The organism is Pseudomonas sp. 1176_21 (assembly GCF_052850635.1).
Genome location: NZ_VXCV01000006.1, coordinates 325,712 through 346,255, shown reverse-complemented (window position 1 = coordinate 346,255; position 20,544 = coordinate 325,712). Strand labels below are relative to the sequence as shown.

General features: G+C 66.8%; 15 protein-coding genes. 6 read left to right on the top strand and 9 right to left on the bottom strand.

From position 1 onward, the window contains the following. Window positions 1-5 precede the first annotated feature (5 nt). The 6 genes from pepN (at window position 6) to FW760_RS16875 (ending at window position 8,113) form a co-directional block, all read left to right on the top strand. A complete protein-coding gene (gene pepN, locus FW760_RS16900) occupies window positions 6-2,663 on the top strand; it encodes an aminopeptidase N (RefSeq protein ID WP_446443894.1) in 2,658 nt (885 codons plus the stop codon). A gap of 241 nt (window positions 2,664-2,904) precedes the next feature. Continuing rightward, window positions 2,905-3,912, top strand: coding sequence for a WD40/YVTN/BNR-like repeat-containing protein (locus tag FW760_RS16895; protein WP_229590342.1), 1,008 nt, complete (start codon window positions 2,905-2,907; stop codon window positions 3,910-3,912). Continuing rightward, window positions 3,909-6,305: an efflux RND transporter permease subunit gene (locus tag FW760_RS16890; RefSeq protein ID WP_043864634.1), complete on the top strand. Its 2,397-nt coding sequence runs from the start codon at window positions 3,909-3,911 to the stop codon at window positions 6,303-6,305. Before FW760_RS16895 ends, FW760_RS16890 begins: the two co-directional genes overlap by 4 nt. A gap of 132 nt (window positions 6,306-6,437) precedes the next feature. After that, a complete protein-coding gene (locus FW760_RS16885) occupies window positions 6,438-6,728 on the top strand; it encodes a DUF5629 family protein (RefSeq protein WP_116055075.1) in 291 nt (96 codons plus the stop codon). Then, window positions 6,694-7,812 carry a lactonase family protein gene (locus FW760_RS16880; RefSeq protein ID WP_116055073.1) on the top strand — a complete coding sequence of 373 codons (1,119 nt, stop codon included), beginning with the start codon at window positions 6,694-6,696 and terminating at the stop codon, window positions 7,810-7,812. The genes FW760_RS16885 and FW760_RS16880 overlap by 35 nt, the downstream gene beginning before the upstream one ends. Window positions 7,813-7,933: 121 nt before the next feature. Next, a complete protein-coding gene (locus tag FW760_RS16875; RefSeq protein ID WP_043864631.1) occupies window positions 7,934-8,113 on the top strand; it encodes a hypothetical protein in 180 nt (59 codons plus the stop codon). A 48-nt stretch (window positions 8,114-8,161) separates the two neighbouring features. Here the strand turns inward: FW760_RS16875 and FW760_RS16870 are convergent, their stop codons facing one another. From FW760_RS16870 to FW760_RS16830, 9 genes are all read right to left on the bottom strand, one after another. After that, a complete protein-coding gene (locus tag FW760_RS16870; protein ID WP_043864630.1) occupies window positions 8,162-8,755 on the bottom strand; it encodes a glutathione S-transferase in 594 nt (197 codons plus the stop codon). After that, window positions 8,752-12,399, bottom strand: coding sequence for an AAA family ATPase (locus tag FW760_RS16865; RefSeq protein ID WP_116055071.1), 3,648 nt, complete (start codon window positions 12,397-12,399; stop codon window positions 8,752-8,754). Before FW760_RS16865 ends, FW760_RS16870 begins: the two co-directional genes overlap by 4 nt. Next, complete coding sequence (locus FW760_RS16860; RefSeq protein WP_116055069.1) at window positions 12,396-13,637, bottom strand: exonuclease SbcCD subunit D C-terminal domain-containing protein; 1,242 nt, start codon at window positions 13,635-13,637, stop codon at window positions 12,396-12,398. Before FW760_RS16860 ends, FW760_RS16865 begins: the two co-directional genes overlap by 4 nt. Before the next feature lie 92 nt (window positions 13,638-13,729). Continuing rightward, window positions 13,730-15,352 (bottom strand): BatD family protein, encoded by a 1,623-nt coding sequence (locus FW760_RS16855; protein ID WP_088514246.1) that lies wholly within the window; start codon window positions 15,350-15,352, stop codon window positions 13,730-13,732. Beyond that, window positions 15,349-17,067 carry a vWA domain-containing protein gene (locus tag FW760_RS16850; RefSeq protein ID WP_078479579.1) on the bottom strand — a complete coding sequence of 573 codons (1,719 nt, stop codon included), beginning with the start codon at window positions 17,065-17,067 and terminating at the stop codon, window positions 15,349-15,351. The genes FW760_RS16855 and FW760_RS16850 overlap by 4 nt, the downstream gene beginning before the upstream one ends. Continuing rightward, entirely contained in the window at window positions 17,064-18,140 is a 1,077-nt protein-coding gene (locus FW760_RS16845) for a vWA domain-containing protein (protein WP_054916214.1), read from the bottom strand. The genes FW760_RS16850 and FW760_RS16845 overlap by 4 nt, the downstream gene beginning before the upstream one ends. Next, a complete protein-coding gene (locus tag FW760_RS16840; protein WP_116055067.1) occupies window positions 18,133-18,627 on the bottom strand; it encodes a DUF4381 domain-containing protein in 495 nt (164 codons plus the stop codon). Before FW760_RS16840 ends, FW760_RS16845 begins: the two co-directional genes overlap by 8 nt. Beyond that, window positions 18,624-19,568, bottom strand: a complete 945-nt coding sequence (locus tag FW760_RS16835) for a DUF58 domain-containing protein (protein ID WP_054916213.1) — start codon at window positions 19,566-19,568, stop codon at window positions 18,624-18,626. The genes FW760_RS16840 and FW760_RS16835 overlap by 4 nt, the downstream gene beginning before the upstream one ends. 4 nt (window positions 19,569-19,572) lie before the next feature. Beyond that, window positions 19,573-20,532 carry an AAA family ATPase gene (locus tag FW760_RS16830; RefSeq protein WP_043864622.1) on the bottom strand — a complete coding sequence of 320 codons (960 nt, stop codon included), beginning with the start codon at window positions 20,530-20,532 and terminating at the stop codon, window positions 19,573-19,575. Window positions 20,533-20,544: the final 12 nt, after the last annotated feature.

The following is a 20,544-nucleotide window of genomic DNA, read 5'->3' as shown; positions in this document are numbered from 1 at the left end:
GCCACATGCGTACCGAACAGCCGCAAGTGATCTACCTCAAGGACTATCAGGCACCCGAGTACCTGATCGACGAGACGCACCTGACCTTCGAACTGTTCGAGGACCACAGCCTGGTCCACGCGCAGTTGGTCATGCGCCGCAACCCGGCGCGCGGTGCCGGCCTGCCGGCGCTGGTGCTCGACGGCCAGCAGCTGGAACTGCTCAGCGTGGCGCTGGACGACCAGCCGCTGGGCGCTGACGACTACCAGCTCGACGACAGCCACCTGACCCTGCAGCCCACTGCCGAGCGCTTCACCCTGGACACCAGCGTGAAGATCCACCCCGAGACCAACACCGCGCTCGAGGGCCTGTACAAGTCCGGCGGCATGTTCTGCACCCAGTGCGAGGCCGAGGGCTTTCGCAAGATCACCTACTACCTCGACCGCCCGGACGTGATGAGCACCTTCACCACCACGGTGATCGCCGAGCAGCATCGCTACCCGGTCCTGCTGTCCAACGGCAACCCCATCGGCAGCGGGCCGCAGCAGGACGGTCGGCACTGGGCCACCTGGGAAGACCCGTTCAAGAAACCGGCCTACCTGTTCGCACTGGTGGCCGGCGACCTGTGGTGCTTCGAAGACACCTTCACCCGCCAGTCGGGGCGCGACGTGACCCTGCGCATCTATGTCGAGCCGGAGAACATCGACAAGTGCCAGCACGCCATGGTCAGCCTGAAGAAGTCCATGCGCTGGGACGAAGAGGTGTATGGCCGCGAATACGACCTGGACATCTTCATGATCGTGGCGGTCAACGACTTCAACATGGGCGCCATGGAGAACAAGGGCCTCAACATCTTCAACTCCAGCTGCGTGCTGGCGCGTGCCGAGACCGCCACCGATGCCGCGCACCAGCGGGTCGAGGCGGTGGTGGCCCACGAGTACTTCCACAACTGGTCGGGCAACCGCGTGACCTGCCGCGACTGGTTCCAGCTGTCGCTCAAGGAAGGCTTCACGGTGTTCCGCGATTCCGAGTTCAGCGCCGACATGAACTCGCGCACGGTCAAGCGCATCGAGGACGTGGCCTACCTGCGTACCCACCAGTTCGCCGAAGACGCCGGCCCCATGGCCCACGCCGTGCGCCCGGACAGCTTCATCGAGATTTCCAACTTCTACACCCTGACCGTGTACGAGAAGGGCTCGGAAGTGGTGCGCATGGTGCACACGCTGCTGGGTGCCGAGGGCTTTCGCAAGGGCAGCGACCTGTACTTCGAACGCCATGACGGCCAGGCCGTGACCTGCGACGACTTCATCAAGGCCATGGAAGACGCCAACGGCGTCGACCTGACCCAGTTCAAGCGCTGGTACAGCCAGGCTGGTACGCCGCGCCTGAACGTCAGCGAGGCGTACGACGCCGCTGCCCAGACCTACAGCCTGACCTTCAGCCAGAGCTGCCCGGCAACCCCGGACAAGGTCGAGAAGCAGCCATTCGTGATCCCGGTCGAACTGGGCCTGCTCGATGCCCAGGGCAACGACATTGCCCTGCGCCTGCAAGGCGAAACGCAGGCGGGCGCGACCACGCGGGTGCTGTCGGTGACCGAGGCCGAGCAGACATTCACCTTCGTCGACGTGGCCGCCAGGCCGTTGCCGTCGCTGCTGCGCGGCTTCAGTGCGCCGGTCAAGCTGAGCTTCCCGTACGACCGCGACCAACTCATGTTCCTGATGCAGCACGACAGCGATGGCTTCAATCGCTGGGAAGCCGGCCAGCAACTGTCGGTTCAGGTCTTGCAGGAACTGATCGCGCAGCATCAGCGCGGTGAAGCCCTGGTGCTCGATCAGCGCCTGGTCACTGCCCTGGGCAGCGTGCTGGCCAACGAGGCACTCGACCAGGCCATGGTCGCCGAAATGCTCTCGCTGCCGAGTGAGGCCTACCTCACCGAAATCAGCGAAGTGGCCGATGTGGACGCGATTCACGCGGCCCGCGACTTTGCCCGCCAGCAACTGGCCGAGCAACTGTTCGACGGGCTGTGGGCGCGCTACCAGGCCAACCGTGCGGTCTCGCGCGAAACCGCCTATGTGGCCGAGGCCGAGCACTTTGCCCGGCGCAGCCTGCAGAACATCGCGCTGTCGTACCTGATGCTCACGGGCCGGGCGCAGGTGCTGGAGGCGACGCTCGAGCAGTTCGAGGCGTGCGACAACATGACCGAACGCCTGACCGCACTGGCCGTGCTGGTCAATTCGCCGTTCCAGGACGAGCGCGCCAGGGCCCTGCAAAGCTTTGCCGAGCACTTCAAGGACAACCCGCTGGTGATGGACCAGTGGTTCAGCGTGCAGGCGGGTAGCCCGTTGCCGGGCGGCCTGGCGCGAGTGCGGGCGTTGATGGAGCACCCGGCGTTCACCCTGAAGAACCCGAACAAGGTGCGCGCGTTGATCGGTGCGTTCGCCGGGCAGAACCTGGTCAACTTCCATGCGGCCGATGGCTCGGGTTATCGCTTCCTGGCGGACCTGGTGATCGAACTGAACGGCTTCAACCCGCAGATCGCCTCGCGCCAGCTGGCGCCGCTGACCCGCTGGCGCAAGTACGATGCCGCGCGCCAGGCGCTGATGAAGGCCGAGCTGGAGCGCATCCGCGGCTCGGGCGGGCTGTCCAGCGATGTGTTCGAGGTGGTGAGCAAGAGCCTGGCCTGAGGTTGAGGGCAGGTTGAACAGGGGGCTGGCCTTTTCGGGGCAGCCCCTTTTTTTATGATGAAGGTGCGGGCGGAAAACGCGACATCCACGATCCAGAGGCCGCGCTTAACAAAACATAACGCGTTGTACGTTGTCATCCATTTCCAAAGCCTGCTAGCTTGAGGCCAGCATTCGCGGGGCTCTAGATTGCCGCTTCCAGCCCCGCCAGTAGCACCGAATAACAATAATGTGGGAGAGGACTATGAATGTATTCACGGCCAGCGTCTTGCTGAGCCTGGGCCTGGGGCTGTTCGCCGCAACCGCCGGGGCTGCCGATGACGGCCCGACACCGCAGACGGTGTATTCACAGACCTCGAACAAGGCCTCCCACAGCCTGCTGATCGACATCGCCAAGGCCGGGCCGCGCCTGGTGGCGGTGGGCGAACGCGGGCATATCCTCTTCTCCGACGACCAGGGGCAGAGCTGGACCCAGGCCCGCGTCCCCAGCCGCCAACTGCTCACTGCCGTGTACTTCGCCGATGCCAAGCACGGCTGGGCGGTGGGCCATGATGCGCAGATCCTCGCCAGCAGCGACGGCGGCGCCACCTGGAGCAAACAGTTCGAAGACCCGTCCCGCGAATCCCCGCTGCTGGATGTCTGGTTCCAGGACACCCGGCACGGGCTGGCCGTGGGGGCCTATGGCAGCCTGTTCGAAACCACCGACGGCGGCGCGCACTGGCAGGACGTCGCAGAGCGCCTCGACAACCCCGATCAGTACCACCTCAATGGCATCGCTGCCGTGAAGGACGCGGGCCTGTTCATCGTGGGCGAGCAGGGCAGCATGTTCCGCTCCCGCGATGCCGGGCAGACCTGGGAACACCTCGACGGCCCCTACGAGGGCTCGCTGTTCGGAGCCATCGGTACCGCCCGCGCCGATACCCTGCTGGTCTACGGCCTGCGCGGCAACCTGTACCGCTCCAGCGATTTCGGCAGCACCTGGCAGGCCATCGCGCTCCAGGGCGAGCGCGGCGCGCTCGAATTCGGCCTGGCAAGCGCTACGCTACTCGAAGACGGCAGCCTGGTGCTGGTGGGCAACGGCGGCAGCGTGTTGCGCAGCACCGATGACGGCCAGAGCTTCAGCGTGTTCAACCGGCCCGACCGTATCGCCCTTTCGGGCGTGAGCGGCCAGGCCGATGGGCAGCTGATCCTGGTCGGCCAGGGCGGGGCACGCCTGGCTACCGCCACCGGCGCCGCGAGGGCGCAACCATGAGCAGTCAGGAGTCGTTCAACATGCAGCACAACCAGGACAAGGCGAGCCTGCTCGAGCGCCTGATATTCAACAACCGCCCGGCGGTGATCGGCATCTGTGTGCTGGTGAGCCTGTTCCTGTTCTGGCAGGCCATGCTGATTCGCCCGTCCACCAGCTTCGAGAAGATGATTCCGCTGGAGCATCCGTTCATCCAGAACATGATCGAGCACCGCAACGACCTGGCCAACCTGGGCAATACCGTGCGGATCTCGGTGGAGGCCAAGGACGGTGACATCTTCAGCAAGGCGTACATGGAGACCCTGCGCCAGATCCACGACGAGGTGTTCTACATTCCTGGCGTCGATCGTTCGGCGCTCAAGTCGCTGTGGAGCCCCAGCGTGCGCTGGACCGAGGTGACCGAGGAGGGCTTCGCCGGTGGCGAGGTGATCCCGCAGACCTACGACGGTTCGCCCGACAGCCTGGAGCAACTGCGCAACAACGTGCTCAAGTCCGGTCAGGTCGGCCGGCTGGTGGCCAACAACTTCAAGTCGAGCATCGTCGATGTGCCGCTGCTCGAATCCTACCCCGACCCCAACGACCCGGGGCGCCAGATCAAGCTCGACTACCAGGCGTTCTCGCACCAGCTCGAAGACCTGATCCGCAACAAGTTCGAGGCGCAGAACCCCAACGTCAAGATCCACATCGTGGGCTTTGCCAAGAAGGTCGGCGACCTGATCGACGGCCTGATGATGGTGGTGATGTTCTTCGGCATCGCCCTGGTGATCACCTGGGTGCTGCTGTACTGGTTCACCTGGTGCATCCGCAGCACCATTGCCGTGCTCATCACCACCCTGGTGGCGGTGGTGTGGCAACTGGGGCTGATGCACGCGGTGGGCTTCGGGCTCGACCCGTATTCGATGCTGGTGCCGTTCCTGATCTTCGCCATCGGCATCTCCCACGGGGTGCAGAAGATCAACGGCATCGCCTTGCAGTCCAGCGAGGCCGAGAACGCGCTGACTGCGGCGCGGCGTACCTTCCGCCAGCTGTTCCTGCCGGGCATGATCGCCATCCTGGCCGATGCGGTGGGCTTCATCACCTTGCTGATCATCGACATCGGGGTCATCCGTGAACTGGCCATCGGTGCCTCGATCGGCGTGGCGGTGATCGTGTTCACCAACCTGATCCTGCTGCCGGTGGCGATCTCCTATGTGGGCATCAGCAAGAAGGCCATCGAACGCAGCAAGAAGGATGCGACCCGCGAGCATCCGTTCTGGCGCCTGCTGTCCAGCTTCGCCAGCCCCAAGGTGGCGCCGGTGTCGGTGCTGCTGGCGCTGGCGATGTTCGGTGGCGGCCTGTGGTACAGCCAGAACCTGAAGATCGGCGACCTCGACCAGGGTGCGCCGGAGCTGCGTCCGGATTCGCGCTACAACAAGGACAACGCCTTCATCATCGACAACTACTCCACCAGCTCCGACGTGCTGGTGGTGATGGTCAAGACCCCGACCGAAGGCTGCTCGGTGTACAAGACCATGGCGCCGGTCGACGAGCTGATGTGGAAGATGGAGAACACCCCCGGGGTGCAGTCGGCGATCTCGCTGGTGACCGTGTCCAAGCAGATGATCAAGGGCATGAACGAGGGCAACCTGAAATGGGAGAGCCTGTCGCGCAACCCGGACATCCTCAACACCTCGGTGTCGCGTGCCGAGGGCCTGTACAACGCCGACTGTTCGCTGGCGCCGGTGCTGGTGTTCCTCAACGACCACAAGGCCGAGACCCTCGACCGCGTGGTGGATGCGGTCAAGGCGTTCGCTGCCGAGCATGACCAGGAGGGCCTAGAGTTCCTGCTGGCGGCGGGCAACGCGGGGATCGAGGCGGCCACCAACGAGGTGATCCGGTCGGCCGAGCTGACCATCCTGATCCTGGTGTACCTGTGCGTGGCGGTGATGTGCATGATCACCTTCCGCTCGTTTGCTGCCACCCTGTGCATCGTGCTGCCGCTGGTGCTGACCTCGGTGCTGGGCAACGCGCTGATGGCGTTCATGGGCATCGGCGTCAAGGTCGCGACGTTGCCGGTGGTGGCGCTGGGCGTGGGCATCGGCGTGGACTACGGGATCTACATCTACAGCCGCCTGGAGAGCTTCCTGCGCGCCGGCCTGCCGTTGCAGGAGGCCTACTACCAGACGCTGCGCTCCACCGGCAAGGCGGTGCTGTTCACCGGGTTGTGCCTGGCGATCGGGGTGTGCACCTGGATTTTCTCGGCTATCAAGTTCCAGGCCGACATGGGCCTGATGCTGACCTTCATGCTGCTGTGGAACATGTTCGGCGCGCTGTGGCTGTTGCCGGCGCTGGCACGCTTCCTGATCAAGCCGGAGAAGATGGCGGGCACCCAGAGCAAGTCGATTTTCGCGCACTGACACACTGCGTCGTTTTCATCGCGGGTCAAGCCCGCTCCCACAATGACTACCGCGGTCCTTGTGGGAGCGGGCTTGACCCGCGATGCTTTTAAGGTTGGGGTATCATGCGTGTTTAATCAGGGATACCCCCCCATGACCACCCTTGCCCAAGCCCTTGAATCCTGCGACATGCTGTTGATCGATGGCCTGCACGCATTCGACTTCATCTTCGACGATACGGGCCTGCGCATCGAATTGATGGACGGCCGTGCGTTGAAGAAATGGCAGTTCAGCCCCGAGCAGATCGGCAACGCGACGCTTGCCGGCGAGCACTGGCAGCTCAGCGACGACACGGGCGAGCATCAACTAGTCTGCATGAGTGCCTTGCGCGCTTCTGAAGAGGACGACGATGAAACGCCAGCTGATGTCCCTGCTGACCGCTAGTGCCATGGCGCTGACGCTCAACGCCCACGGCCATGAACTGCTGGTGGGCACCCATGACGGGGTCTACCGCTACCGCTTCGACAGCCAGCGCGGCCAGCTCGACCCCACGCCCCTGCAAGTGCTCAGAAGCAGCAACCCGTCCTGGCTGACGCTGTCGCCGGACCGGCGCAACGTGTTCGCGGTCAACGAGAACGGTGACGGCCAGGGCCAGGTCAGCAGCTTTGCCCGGGCGCATGACAGCGGTGAACTGAGCCTGTCGAGCCAGGTGTCCAGCGACGGTGACGAACCGACCCACTCGAGCCTGAGCCTGGATGGGCGTTATCTGTTCGTGGCCAACTACGGCGTCAAGCCTGAGCCGGGCGGCAGCCTCAGCGTGTTGCCGGTCGCTGCCGATGGCCGTTTGTCGGCGTCGGTGCAGCAGGTGCGCCATGTGGCCAGCGGGGTGAACCCCGAGCGCCAGGCCGGGCCGCATGTGCATTCGGTGGTGCCGTCCCCGGACGGGCGATACCTGTTTGCCAGCGACCTTGGCGCCGACCAGGTGATCGGCTACCGCTACCAGCCCCAGACCCCGACCCGGCCACTGGGCGCGGCAACCCCGGTCGTTCTGCCGCCGGGCAGCGGGCCGCGTCACCTGGCGTTCGGTCCAAACGGCAAGCACGCCTACCTGACCCTGGAGATGAGTGCACAGCTGGTGGTGTTCGACTACCACGACGGCACGCTGAGCCAGCGCCAGATCCTGCCGTTGACCGAACAGGCCGATGCCGCGGCCAAGGCGGCCAGCGCGGTGCATGTGTCCGCCGACGGGCGCTTCGTGTACGTGAGCAACCGCGGCACCCGCAACGAACTGATCGTGTTCGCCATCGACCGTCAGGATGGCAGCCTGCGCCAGGTGCAGCGCCGTTCGGTGGAGGGTGATCACCCGCGCGAGTTCACCCTGGACCCGACCGGGGGCTACGTGCTGGTCGGCAACCAGCAGAGCAACCAGATCGTGGTGATCCGGCGCGATGCGCAGACCGGCCTGCTGGGCGAGGTGGTGCAGACGCTGGCACTGCAATCGCCTTCGGACCTCAAGTTCGTCGACTGAACTATCAATCGCCTTGATATTCGCTACTGGCGCAATGAATTTTTCAGTGCGCCGGCAGCGGCGTAGGTTTGAACCACGGCCCAACCGGCCACTTCAACCTGACGCTTTCGAGGGCATTGCCATGAACTTCAATCTTTTTTCGGTTATCGCGGCTTCGGCCATTTCTGCCTCCGTGGTGCTGCCTGCCGGCGCCCAGGTCGAGATCCGCGAGAAAAAATCCTCCACCCCGAGCTACACCCAGAAGTACCTGCAGCAAAGCGCGAATTTCTATGCGGCGCTGGATCACAAGGTCCAGCACTGATCGTTTCCGGTGCTGACCTTGTAGCGTCAGTACCGGCCCCTTCGCTGGTCAGCGTGCCATGATCGCCTTGAACAGCGCCGACTCCAGCCACCCCTGCAGCCACACGCGCAAGCGCGGGTAGGGCGCTGTGGCAAACCAGTCAGGCTCGACCCCGGCAAACTGGCGAACGAATGGCATCAGCGCCACGTCCGCAATGCTCGGGTGCGCCGCCACCAGGTAGGCCTGCCGCTCGAGGCGCTGTTCCAGGTCCAGCAGTACCGCCTCGGCCAGCGCACGATACGTCTCGCGCGACTGCTCCGGGTAACGCTCGGCATACTTGTAGTGATTGAGCTGCTGCTTGAACAGCGTGTCATTGCGCTCGATTAGTTGCGTGGCCTGCTGCGCTGCGTTCGGGTCGTCCCGCAGCGCCCAGTTTTGCGGATCATGCCGGGCCAGCGCCCAGTGCATGATCTGCAGGCTTTCCTCCAGTACCTCACCGTCCACGCTCAACACCGGCACCGTGCCCTTGGGCGACAGCGCCAGCATGTCGGCCGGCTTGGCTTTCAGGCTCACTTCGCAGATCTGCACCGGGCAACCGGCGTAGCGCAAGGCCATGCGCGCACGCATCGCGTAGGGGCAGCGGCGGAACGAATACAGGATCATCCGCTGACCTCCACCGTGCTCAACCCATTGCCCTGGCGCCGCACCTGGATCTGCACCGGGATCCGCTCATGCATTTCCTGCACGTGGGAGATCACCGCCACCTTGCGGCCCTGGGCCTGCAGGCCGTCCAGCGCGTCCATGGCCAGTTGCAGCGACTCCGGGTCGAGGCTGCCGAAGCCTTCGTCGATGAACAGCGACTCGATGCGCAAGGTGCTCGAGGCCATCGAGGCCAGGCCCAGCGCCAGTGCCAGCGACACCAGGAAGGTCTCGCCGCCGGACAGCGAGTGCACCGAACGCAGTTCGTCGCCCATCTCGGTATCCAGTACCAGCAGCCCCAGCGCGCTGCCGCCACGCTTGAGCCGGTAGCGCCGCGCCAGCTGGCGCAACTGGGCGTTGGCGTGGTGCACCAACAGATCGAGGTTGTAGCCCTGGGCGATCTTGCGGAACACGTCGCCGGTGGCCGAGCCGATCAGCGCGTTCAGGCGTGCCCAGCGCTGCCATTGGGCATAGGCCTGGGCGATGCGCTCGGCCAGGGCCTGGTTGGCCAGTTGCCGGCGCTGGTCGTCGGCCTGCTCGGCGCGCAGTTCGGCGCACTGCTGTTCGCTGATCACCAGGTGTTGCTGCAGCTCGCTCAGCGCCTGCTCCAGCTGCTCGGCGGGTACCTCGCCGCTGGCCTGGGCCTGATGCTGCTGCAGGCGCTGTTCGCGCTCTGCGACGAGCACGCCGGCCTGCTCGATGGCCTTTTCTGCCTGTTGCAGGCGCTGGCGCAGTTGACTGACCTGCTCGTCATCCACCGCCAGCAGCTGGTCCAGCCCGGCATCGTCGAGTTCCGGGTGACCCTGGCGCCATTGCCCGATGGCGTGGTCGAGTTGCTGGCTTTCCTGCTCCAGGGCGCCCAGACGCTGTTCGTCTGCCTTGAGTTCGGCAGCCCGCTCGATGGCCTGGGCCTGGGCCTGCTGCAACTGCTGGCCGGTCGTTGCCTGCGCGCTGCGCGCTGCCTCCACCTGCTGTTCCAGGTGCTGCTGCCAGTGCTCGGCACCGGCATGCTCGCCAATCAGCGCGGTCAGGGCGTCGCGGGCCTGTTGCTGCTGGGTGCGCAGTGCATCGACCTGCTGCTGCACGGCCTGATGGCTGAGTTCGAGCGCCTGTTGCTGCACCTGGGTCTTTTCAAGCTGCTGCTGACGCTCGGCGTGCTCCTGCTGCTCGTCCTTTTGCCGGTCCAGCAGCTCCAGGCGCTGGGCCAGTTGCTGGTCCAGTTGCAGGAAGGTCGCGGCGGGCTCCTGGCGCAAGGCGTCGAGAATGTCGCCTGGCAGCAGCGTGGCGAAGCCGGCCAGCGCCTGCTCCAGGTGTTCGTCGTCGGCCTGCAGCGCATGCTGTTGCTGGCTGAGGTGCTGCGCGGCCTGCTGGTTCGCCTCGACGCTCGCCTGCACCTGCTGCTGCACACGGGCGGCGTCTTTCTGCAGGGTCAGCAGGGTAGCGAGGCGTTGCTCGTCGCGGGCGATGTCGTCGTTCAGGCGGCGTAGCTGATGCTCCAGCCAGGCCGAGCGCTCGCCCACATCCTGTGCCGAGAGTTGCGCATACAGCGCGTGCGCCTCCAGGCCAGGAGCCAGTGCCTGCTGCTGGACGGCCAGTTGTTCCTGCTGGTGCAGGTACTCCTTGATCTGGCCATTCACGCCGCCCAGGGTGCTGCGCAGTTCGTCGAGCTTGAGCTTGAGCGCCTCCACCGCCTGCAGGGCGCCGGCCTCTTCAGTCTGGTCGTGCCGGCCGAGGCTTTGCAGCAGGGCTTCGGGCTGGTGATAGGGGTGCTCCTGGCTGCCACACACCGGGCAGGGCTGGTCGTCCTGCAACTGCGCGCGCAGTTCCTCGACGCTGGCGCTGCGGGCCAGGCGCTGACGTTCGAGCACCTGGCGGGTGACCTGCAGGGCCTGTTCGGCGGCGGTCAGCTCGGTCTTGCCCTGCAGGCCTTCGGCGATCAGGCCTTCACGCTGTTGCTGGGCTGCCTGCTGGCGCTCGCGCAGGGCCTGGGCGCGTTGCGTCAGCTCCTGCTGGCTGGCCCACAGGCGGGACAGCTCTTCGACGGCGCGCTGCTGCTTGCGGTTGTCCTGCAGCAGGGTGCCGAGCAGGTCGATCTGTTCGGCCAGCGCCTCGGGCTCGGCGCCGGCCTCGTGGTAGAGCAGGGCCAGGCTTTCACGGTGTGCCTGCAACTGGCGTGCGCACTCATCGGCGCGCTGCTGCAGGCCGGGCAGCTCCTCGCGGCCCTGGCTGAGGCGGTTGCCGACCAGCATCAGTTGCTGCAACTGGGCGCGGTAGGCGTTCCAGGCATCACCGATGCTGGCCAGGTGAGCGCTCTGGCTCAACTGCTCGTCGACCTGGGCCAGGCGCTGGTGGGTGAGCTGCTGGCGCTCGATCAGCGCCTGGATCTGCTGCTGGCCTTGGCGACTGGCTTGTTCGGCGTGCTGACATTGAACGTTGCGCTGGTCAAGTTCCTGCTCCAGGCGCGCCAGCGTCTGCTGCTCGGCGAAGGCCTGGCGCAGCAGCGGCGCGCACTCGGTCTGCCGGGCCAGGGCCGTGGCCAGGTGCTCACCGGCGGCTTGCTGCGCCTGTTCAAGCTGCTGCAGGCGTTGCTGCAACGCGGCCTGCTGCTGGCGTTGCTGCTGGATGCTCGCTGCCAGTGGGCTGAGCTGGCTGGCCAGCTCCCGCTGGCGGGCGAACTGATGGCGCTGCGGGGCGAGTTGTTCGAGGCGGCTCAGGTTCAGGCGTTCGCCCTGCAACTGCGTCCACTGTTGCTGCGCGCTGTGCAACTGCTCGCTGGCGGCGGCCTGCTGGTCCTGCAACTGCTTGAGTTCGGCGAACCAGCTGCGCTGCTGTTCGAGCAGGCGCAGGCGGGCCTGTTCGGCCTTGAGCTGGCGCTGCGCCTCGGCGAGGCGCTGGTCGAGCTCGGCGCGTGCCTCCTCGGCCATCGGCATCACGCCCTGGGCCTGGTCGGTGAGCGCCTTGTGCGCCTCTTCGGCCTCCTTGCTCTTGCTGTAGGCGCGCCGGCCCAGCTGGCTGTAGATGGCGGTGTTGGTGAGCTTTTCGAGCAGTTCGCTGCGTTCCTTGTCGTCGGCCTTGAGGAACGCGCTGAATTCGCTCTGCGCCAGCATCACGGCGCGGGTGAACTGTTCGAAGTTCAGGCCCAGGCGGGCCTCGATCATCTGCTCGTATTCGCGCTTGCTCTGGTTGCTCAGCAACTGGTTGCTGTCCAGGTCGTGCAGGCTCTGGCGGCTGCCCTGCAACTTGCCGGTGGGTTTGTCACGGGCGCGGTTGGCTTCCCAGCGCGCGCGGTAATGGCGCCCGTCGATGCCGACGAAGTCGACTTCGGCAAAGCCGCTGCCGGTGCCGCGGCGCAGCAGGGTGCGCGGGTCGCTGGTGAGTATTTCGCTGTCGACCTCGGGCAGCTTGGTCTCGCGGCCGATGTTGTTCAGCCGCGGCACCGCGCCGAACAGCGCCAGGCACAAGGCGTCGAGCAGGGTGCTCTTGCCGGCCCCGGTCGGCCCGGTGATGGCGAACAGGCCGGCGCTGGCCAGCGGCTCGCAGGTGAAGTCGATCTTGAACGGGCCGGCCAGGGAGGCGAGGTTCTTCAGGCGAATGGCAAGAATCTTCATGGCTGTTCCTCCTCCTGCTGCACGTCCTGCAACAGCAGGGCGAAGTCGGCCAGGGTCTGTTCGTCGACGCCGGTGCCGTAGGCCTGTTCCCAGGCACGGCTGAACAGGTCGTGGGGGCTGAGCTGGCCCAGCTCGATCAGGCGGGTGTCGTCCTCGCCGTCGCTGGCGCCGGTGCCGGCGTATTCGGCGGCGATGCGTACCAGGCGCACGGCCTTGCCTTGCAGGCAGGCTTCGAGCTGCTGGCGCAGGTCGGGCTGCGGTTCGTCCAGGCGCACCCGCACCTCCAGCCAGGGCTGGCGCTGCGGGTCGTCGAGCAGGTCGACCTGGGGCAGTTGCCCGAGTTGTTCGAGAATCTCCACCAGCGGCGCCGGGCCCAGGCGTTGCAGGGGCACGGCACGCGGTATCAGGCGCGGTTCGACACTGGTCAGGGTGGCGCCGTCGAGTTCGACTTCGAGGATCTGGTGCTGATAGCCGATTTCGGAGAACGACAGCGGAATCGGCGAGCCGCTGTAGCGGATGCGGTCTTCGCGGTTGACCTTCTGCGGCTTGTGCAGGTGGCCCAGGGCAACGTAGCTGATCTGGCTGCCGAACAGGCTGGCGGGCAGGGCCTCGGCATTGCCGATGATCAGGCTGCGCTCGGAGTCTTCTGATACCGAGCCGCCGGCCATGTGTGCGTGGCTCACGGCGATCAGCGCCTGGCCAGGCTTGCGTTGCTTGAGGGCGGCCTCGATCAGCCATTCGTGCACCTGGCCGATGCCGCGCAGGTAGTCGTCACCCAGGTGCGCACCGGTGACTTCGGCCGGGCGCAGGAAGGGCAGGGCCAGGCACCAGGCGGTCACCTTGCCCTTGGCGTTGGTCAGCGGCACCAGCAGGCGCTCGCTGTCGAGCTGGCCGTCGTCGAGCCAGTGCACGCGACCCAGGGCGTAGGTCCTGAGACGGCGCATCAGCGGTGCGGGCAATTCGATGCGCGAGCCGGAGTCGTGGTTGCCGGCGATCATCACGATGTTCAGCCTGGGCTGCTGTTCGTGGGCCTGGACGATGAAGTCGTAGAGGCGCTCCTGGGCTTTGACCGGCGGGTTGACGGTGTCGAAGATGTCGCCGGCAATCAGCAGCGCGTCAGGCTGGCGCAGCTTGAGCTGGCCGAGCAGCCAGTCGAGAAAGCAGGCATGTTCGAAGTCGCGCTCCTGGCCATGCAGGGTTTGCCCCAGGTGCCAGTCGGAGGTGTGAAACAGACGCATTGGAAGTCCCGTGAAGGTCGAGCCGGTAGCCGGCTATGGTAACGCGGGTGGCAGGTTTTGGGGGCTGCGATAGCCCCTGCGCAGGCGCCGCGTTATTTGGGATAGAGCGGCGGCAGGCTGCCGTTCTCGGCGGCGCTCGGCTGCGCCTGCTCGGCTGCGGGAATGGTGCCGATCGCCCGCCACAGTTCATCGCCCTGCCAGTATTGCCCGCTCTCGCTGTACAGCGCGCCGTTGAGCCCGTCCAGCGCATCCGACAGCGGCACGAAGCGCGCCGCCATCTCGGCCAGGGTCTCGGGCTGCTGGCGGGCCCAGGCATCCAGCGCCTGGCGGGTGGCCTGCGGGTCGTTGGCCTGACAGGCACGCTTGAGGTCGTCGAGCAGGGTGCGCGGGCTCGGCCCGCTCTGCGCCGCACGCATTACCGCCGGCTGCGAGCGTGCGCGCCACCACAGGGCGAAGCCGAGCAGGGTGGTCAGGGCCAGCAGCAGCGTGCTCAGTTGCCACGGCCATAGCGGCCGGTTCTCGAGGTTGACGACGCTGGCCGGGGTGTCTGCCGTGAGGGCGGGGTTGTCTTCGATCTTCAACCCGCGCGCCGGCAGGCTGGTGCGCTCCACGTGCTGTTCGCGGGTGTTCCACCACACCACCTCGAGGCTCGGCAGTTCCAGTGCGCCACTGTGGGTCGGCACCAGCGCCTCGCGTTCCTCGCGCAGGCCTACCAGCCCGCGTTCGCTGACCTCTTCACGCAGTTGCGGCTGATCCGGGTAACGGCGCAGGCCGTTGACTTCGGTGGCGGGCAGCGGTGGCAGTTGCGCACTGGACAGCCCGTCGGCGCTGAGGATCACGCTGCGCGTCAGCGAGTCGCCGATCTGGGTCGGGGTCTGCGCCGGGTCCGGGCTCCAGCGTTCCTCAAGGCTCAGGCTGCGTGCCGGCAGCCACGGCTGGTCGGCGGGGTACTCGGCCGGTATCGGCAGCACCTGCAAGGGCAGCGGCGTGGAACTGACCCGTACCTGCTTGCCACGTGCCGCGCCGCTGTCGCCCTGGGCCGGCTCGTCGGCGCTGGTGGCGCTGAAGGTCAGGGCGGGTATGCTCAGTGCGCCGCTTTGCTGGGGGAAGATCGCGTAGCGCATCTCGATCACGCCAAAGCGCACGCCGTTGATCAGTTTTTCATAGGTGCGCGACTCGCCCAGCGGTTCGACCCGGGCATTGGCGATCACCAGCGGGCTGAGGCTGCTGTCATCGTAAAGCGACACCGAGTGGTAGATGCGCAGGGTCAGTACGGCCTGGGCCTGCACGTACACGCTGTCTGCGTCCAGGCTGGCATCGATGCTCACCGGCGCCTGGCTGATGTCGCTGGCCGCCTCGGCCGGCAGTACCTGCAACGTCACCGGCTGGCTCTGCGCCTCGCCCAGGTGCAGCACCGGCACCTGGACCGTGCCGCTCTGGCGCGGGCGCAGGGTGATGATCCAGCGGGTATTGGCCTGGGTCTGGCCGTCGAGGCTCTTGAGGCTGTTGACCTGGCGCGTGTCGCGCACTTCGAAGTCGGCCTGCAGCGGGGTCAGGTCGGGCTTGCCGAACTGGGTCACGTCTTCGATTTCCAGGGTCAGCTCCAGGGTTTCGCCCGCGATCAGGCGGCTGCGGTCGACGCTGGCGAGCAGCGTCGCCGCCTGCACCTGCAGGGCGAACAAGAAGCTGAAAACCAGGGCGCAGACGCGGATCATTTGGGGCTTTCCTGATGCAGTTGCTGTTCGTACCAGAACTTGCGGCGCAACAGCTCGGACGGGTTGTCCGGGATCTGGCGCAGCCATTGTTCCAGGGCCTGGCGCTGCTCGGCATCCAGGCTGCTGTCGACGGGGCGCTGCGGTGGCCGGGTGGTGTCTTCGTCCGGCGGCTCGCTGGCGTTGTGCGCGTGCTCTGGCGCGGTGGCGGTGTCTTCGCCGGCGCCGGCCTTGGCATCGCCCTGGCTGCTGTCGCTGCTGTTCGATTGCTGGCCGTTGCTGGCCGAATCGGTCGGCAGGTCGGGCCGGCCCTGAGGCGGGTCTTCGGTGGCCGGCGGTTGCTGGGGCTGTTCGGGCTGGCGGCGCAGCAGTTGCTCGACCAGATCCTTGTTGGCCTGGGCCGCTTCCAGCTCGGGCTCCAGCTCCAGGGCCTGCTCCCAGGCATCCACGGCCGCCTCCAGTTCGCCGCTGCGGGCCAGGGCATTGCCGCGATTGTAATGGGCGCTGGCGCTGCTGGCCCGTGCGAATTCACGGGCGGCGCCAGCATAGTCGCCAGCCTGGTACAGCGCCATGCCTTTCCATTGCGGGTCTTCGAAGTGGCGGGCGGCCTCGGCCGGACGCTGCTGTTCGAGCAGGCGCTGGCCCTGCTGGTCGGGACGCAGCCACAGGTCGTTGAAGGTGAAGGCGTAGCTCGGTTGCGGCAGCAGGCCGAGCAGCAGCGGCAGGCAGAACAGCCAGCCACGCCGGCCAGCGCACGCGGCCAGCAGCAGTAGCGGGATCAGCAGCCAGTAGCCCTGGTCGGCCCAGCTGTCCAGTTGCAGGGTCTGGCCGTCGGCGCGCAGCGCCTGGGGATTGTCGAACAGGCCCAGGCCGCGCAGGTCGAGGTCGTCGATGCGCGCCTTGCGGTAACGCCCGCCGGTACTGTTGATGAAGGCCTTGAGCTCGGCGCTGTCCAGGCGCGGAACCAGGATTGCCCCGTCCACGTCCTTGAGGTATTCGCCGTTGGTCTGCCTGACCGGCGCGCCTTCGGGGGTGCCCACGCCCAGCATCAGCAGCTTGGGACCATGACGCCCCAGTGCCTGGGTGATGCCCTGACGTTCCTGCGGGCTGAGCGAGGAGCCGATCAGCAGCAGGCGCCCCTGGCCCAGCGCGCCCTGGGCCAGCAGTGCCAGCGCCTTGCGTACCGCCAGGTCGGCGCGCTGACCAGGTTGCGGCATGATGGCGGGGTCCAGGGCGTCGAGCAGGTTGCGGCTGGTGGCCAGGTCGTCGGACAGTGGCACCAGGGTGTGTGCGCTGCCGGCATACACGATGATCGCGGTCTGGCTGTCGCGGCGGTGTTCGAGCAGGTCGAGCAGCTTGCGTCTGGCCTGCTGCAGGCGGTTGGGCGGGGTGTCGTCGGCGAGCATCTGCGGGGTCAGTTCGAGCATGACCACCAGCGGGTCGGCGGCGCGCTGGCGGGTCTCTTCCAGGCGCTCCCAGCTGGGGCCGACCAGGGCCAGCACGGCCAGCAGCCAGGCCAGGCCCAGGGCGATCCACGGCAGCTTGCTGTCGCGGCCATTGCCGCCGCCCAGCAGCACGGCATGGAACGCCGCGGGCAGGATCATCTGCCAGCGTCCGGCGCGCTTTTGCCGGTGCCACAGCTTCCACAGCAGCCAGCCGAGCAGCGGCAGCAGCAACAGCCAGGCCGGGCGCAACCATTGGGGCCAGAGCTCGATCATCGACGCCTCCGCAGGCGCAGGCGCTTGAGGCGCTCGCGCCATTCGGGATGCGGCTGCAGAAAGTGCGGCCGGCGCAGCAGGCGTTGCAGCAGGTTGTCGGGCCAGCGATCGCGCACCACCAGCAGTACGCTCAGGCCCAGCGCCAGGGCCAGCGGCCAGCTGTACAGGGCATGCGCGGTACGCGCCTGGGTCGGTTGCTGGGCTACCGGCTCGAGGCGGTCGAGGGTCTGGCCGATGGCGTTGAGTTCGTTGCCGTCGCGGGCGCGGAAGTAGGCGCCGTGGGTGACCTCGGCGATCTCCCTGAGCGAGGCTTCGTCCAGGTCCAGGCTCGGGTTGAGCCCGAGCATGCCGGCGGTGCCGGTTTCGTCCGGGTCGGCGCCGATGCCGATGGTGTAGATCCTGATGCTTTCCTGGGCGGCCAGGCGCGCGGCGGTCAGCGGATGGATCTGCCCGCCGTTGTTGGCGCCATCGGTCAGCAGAATCAGCACGCGGCTTTGCGCAGGGCGCATGCGCAGGCGCTTGACCGCCAGGCCGATGGCATCGCCAATGGCGGTGTTCTTGCCGGCGATACCGATCTGCGCCTCGTCGAGAAAGCTGCGCACGGTGCGTCGGTCGAACGTCAGCGGGGCCTGCAGGTAGGCCTGGCTGCCGAACAGGATGAGCCCCACGCGGTCGCCTTCACGCGCTTGCAGAAAGTCGCCCATCAGTTGCTTGACCAGGGTCAGGCGGCTGACGTCCTCGTCGTCCCAGCGCATGTCGGGGAAGTCCATCGAGCCGGATACATCCACCGCCACCAGCAGGTCGCGCCCACTGGCGGCCACCGGCAGCGGCTCGCCCAGCCATTGCGGGCGTGCGGCGGCGCACAGCAACAGCAGCCACACCAGCACGAACGGCGCCTGCTGGCGCCAGGTCGGCAGGTTGAGCCGCGCGCGGCGCCCGGCCAGGCCTTCGAGCTCGTCCAGAAAGCTCACCTTGAGCACCGGTTCGCCGCTGTCGGCGGCCGGCAGCAGCAGACGGGCCAGCCACGGCAGCGGCAACAGCGCGAAGACCCACGGCCAGGCCAGTTCAAACATGTTTGCGAATCCAGGTGTCGACCGCCTGGTTGAGCCCGGCGATGGCCTTGTCGTCAAGCCGGCACACGGGCTTGTAGGCGCCTTCCACCAGTACCATCCAGCGGGTCAGGCCGGCGGCCGGGCAGCGGTTGTCGAGAAACGCCAACCACTTGCGCCCGTTGAGGGTGTGACTGTGGCTGTCGGGGTAGTGGTTGCGGCACAGGCGTTTGAGCAGGGCGTTGATCTGCTGCAGCCAGGCACCGGCCGGTGCGCCGTCGTAGGGCTTGGGCAGCGCCGCCAGCTCTGCCAGGGCGGCGATGCGGATCGGTTCCAGCGGTTGTTCGGCGCGTGGCAGCGGAGCCTTGCGCGGGCGCCAGTGACGCAGCCGCCACAGGCCCCAGGCGAGCACGGGCAGCAATGCCAGCAGCACCCACCAGCCCGGCGCGGGCGGCCACGCGCCGATGGGGGCGGGGGCGATCAGCGGTTGCAGTGCGTCCAGTGGGTTCATCGGCTTTTACCCGAGCGTTGCGGGTCGAGGTATTCGCGCAGTTGCTCGATCATTTCGCTCTGGGTGCTCAAGGGCATCAGCACCACGCGCAGTTTCTGGGCCAGCAGTTCCCAGCGTTCGATGCGTGCCTCGCTCTGCTGGCGATAGCTCTTGCGCAGGTTGGCATCCAGGGTATCGAGCTCCAGCTGTGCGCCGCGCTGGGCAAAGCGCAACAAGCCGGCGGCGGGCAGGGCGTGGTCGAGTGGGTCGGACACCGGCAGCAGCAGCAGGTCGCAGTGGCGCGCCAGCAGGCTCATCTGTTGCTCCACCCCGGGGGTGAGCGCGCGTTCGTCGCAGATCACGATGGCCAGGCTGCCCGGGCGCAGCACTTCGCGGGCGCGGCGCAGGGCGATGTTGAGGTTGTCGCCCTGGGGCTGGGCCTCGGTGTGCAGCGACTGGTTGACCCGCGCCAGGCGGTTGAGCAGTTGCAGCAGGCTCTGCTTGCTGCGCCGTGGCTTGATTTCATAGTGCTCGTTGTCGCCGAACACCAGGCCGCCGATGCGGTCGTTGTGGCCCAGCGCGGCCCAGCCGATCAGGGCGGCGGCCTGGGCGGCAAGTACCGACTTGAACATCAGCCCGGAGCCGAAGAACAGGCGTCGGCTCTGTTCGACCAAAATGAAGATGGGCCGCTCGCGCTCTTCGTGGAACAGCTTGGTGTGGGGTTCCTGGGTGCGGGCGGTGACTCGCCAGTCGATATTGCGCACATCGTCGCCGGCCTGGTAAACGCGCACCTGGTCGAAGTCCACGCCGCGCCCGCGCAGACGCGAGTGATGCAGGCCCACCAGCGGGCTGCGTTGCCCAGGGGCGGAGAACAGCTGCACCTCGCGCACGCGATGACGCATCTCGATCAGCTCGGAAAGGCCGATGCGGATGCCGGGCTCGGCCTGCGCTGAAAGAGGCATGGCTTCAGGCCACGGCGACGACGTCGAGGATGCGCTGGATCACCCGGTCCTGGTCGATACCGGCCGCTTCGGCCTCGAACGAAAGAATGATGCGGTGGCGCAGCACGTCGAACAGCACCGCCTGGATGTCTTCGGGGCTCACGAAGTCGCGTCCGGCCAGCCAGGCGTGGGCGCGTGCGCAGCGGTCCAGGGCAATGGAGCCGCGCGGGCTGGCGCCGTAGGCGATCCAGTCGCCGAGTTCGGCGTCGTACTTGGCACCGGTGCGGGTGGCCATCACCAGTTGCACCAGGTACTCCTCCACTGCGTCGGCCATGTACAGGCCGAGGATCTCCTTGCGTGCGGCGAAGATCGCCTGCTGGCTGACCCGGCGTTCGGGCTTGGTTTCGCCGTTGAGCGCCTCGCCGCGGGCCTGCTGCAGGATGCGCCGCTCCACGGCGGCATCGGGAAAGCCGATTTTCACGTGCATCAGGAAACGGTCGAGCTGGGCTTCGGGCAGCGGGTAGGTGCCTTCCTGCTCGATGGGGTTCTGCGTGGCCATCACCAGGAACAGGGGCGACAGCTCGTAGGTGCTGCGCCCCACGCTGACCTGGCGCTCGGCCATGGCCTCGAGCAGGGCCGACTGGACCTTGGCCGGGGCGCGGTTGATTTCGTCGGCCAGCACCAGGTTGTGGAAGATCGGACCCTGCTGGAACACGAAGCTGCCGGTTTCAGGGCGATAGATTTCGGTGCCGGTGATGTCGGCGGGCAGCAGGTCGGGGGTGAACTGGATGCGGTGGAACTGCGCCTCGACGCCTTCGGCGAGTTCCTTGATGGCCTTGGTCTTGGCCAGGCCCGGCGCACCCTCCACCAGCATATGACCATCGGCGAGCAGCACGATGAGCAGGCGCTCGACCAGTTTTTCCTGGCCAAGAATCTGGGTGGAGAGAAAGGTGCGCAGCGCGATGAGCGCTTCACGATGTTCCATCGGGACGGTTCC

Excerpts from the sequence above, each read along its gene's own strand:
- pepN (WP_446443894.1), top strand. The coding sequence starts at position 6 with ATGCGTACCGAACAGCCGCAAGTGATCTACCTCAAGGACTATCAGGCA.
- FW760_RS16895 (WP_229590342.1), top strand. The coding sequence starts at position 2,905 with ATGAATGTATTCACGGCCAGCGTCTTGCTGAGCCTGGGCCTGGGGCTG.
- FW760_RS16890 (WP_043864634.1), top strand. The coding sequence starts at position 3,909 with ATGAGCAGTCAGGAGTCGTTCAACATGCAGCACAACCAGGACAAGGCG.
- FW760_RS16885 (WP_116055075.1), top strand. The coding sequence starts at position 6,438 with ATGACCACCCTTGCCCAAGCCCTTGAATCCTGCGACATGCTGTTGATC.
- FW760_RS16880 (WP_116055073.1), top strand. The coding sequence starts at position 6,694 with ATGAAACGCCAGCTGATGTCCCTGCTGACCGCTAGTGCCATGGCGCTG.
- FW760_RS16875 (WP_043864631.1), top strand. The coding sequence starts at position 7,934 with ATGAACTTCAATCTTTTTTCGGTTATCGCGGCTTCGGCCATTTCTGCC.
- FW760_RS16870 (WP_043864630.1), bottom strand. The coding sequence starts at position 8,755 with ATGATCCTGTATTCGTTCCGCCGCTGCCCCTACGCGATGCGTGCGCGC.
- FW760_RS16865 (WP_116055071.1), bottom strand. The coding sequence starts at position 12,399 with ATGAAGATTCTTGCCATTCGCCTGAAGAACCTCGCCTCCCTGGCCGGC.
- FW760_RS16860 (WP_116055069.1), bottom strand. The coding sequence starts at position 13,637 with ATGCGTCTGTTTCACACCTCCGACTGGCACCTGGGGCAAACCCTGCAT.
- FW760_RS16855 (WP_088514246.1), bottom strand. The coding sequence starts at position 15,352 with ATGATCCGCGTCTGCGCCCTGGTTTTCAGCTTCTTGTTCGCCCTGCAG.
- FW760_RS16850 (WP_078479579.1), bottom strand. The coding sequence starts at position 17,067 with ATGATCGAGCTCTGGCCCCAATGGTTGCGCCCGGCCTGGCTGTTGCTG.
- FW760_RS16845 (WP_054916214.1), bottom strand. The coding sequence starts at position 18,140 with ATGTTTGAACTGGCCTGGCCGTGGGTCTTCGCGCTGTTGCCGCTGCCG.
- FW760_RS16840 (WP_116055067.1), bottom strand. The coding sequence starts at position 18,627 with ATGAACCCACTGGACGCACTGCAACCGCTGATCGCCCCCGCCCCCATC.
- FW760_RS16835 (WP_054916213.1), bottom strand. The coding sequence starts at position 19,568 with ATGCCTCTTTCAGCGCAGGCCGAGCCCGGCATCCGCATCGGCCTTTCC.
- FW760_RS16830 (WP_043864622.1), bottom strand. The coding sequence starts at position 20,532 with ATGGAACATCGTGAAGCGCTCATCGCGCTGCGCACCTTTCTCTCCACC.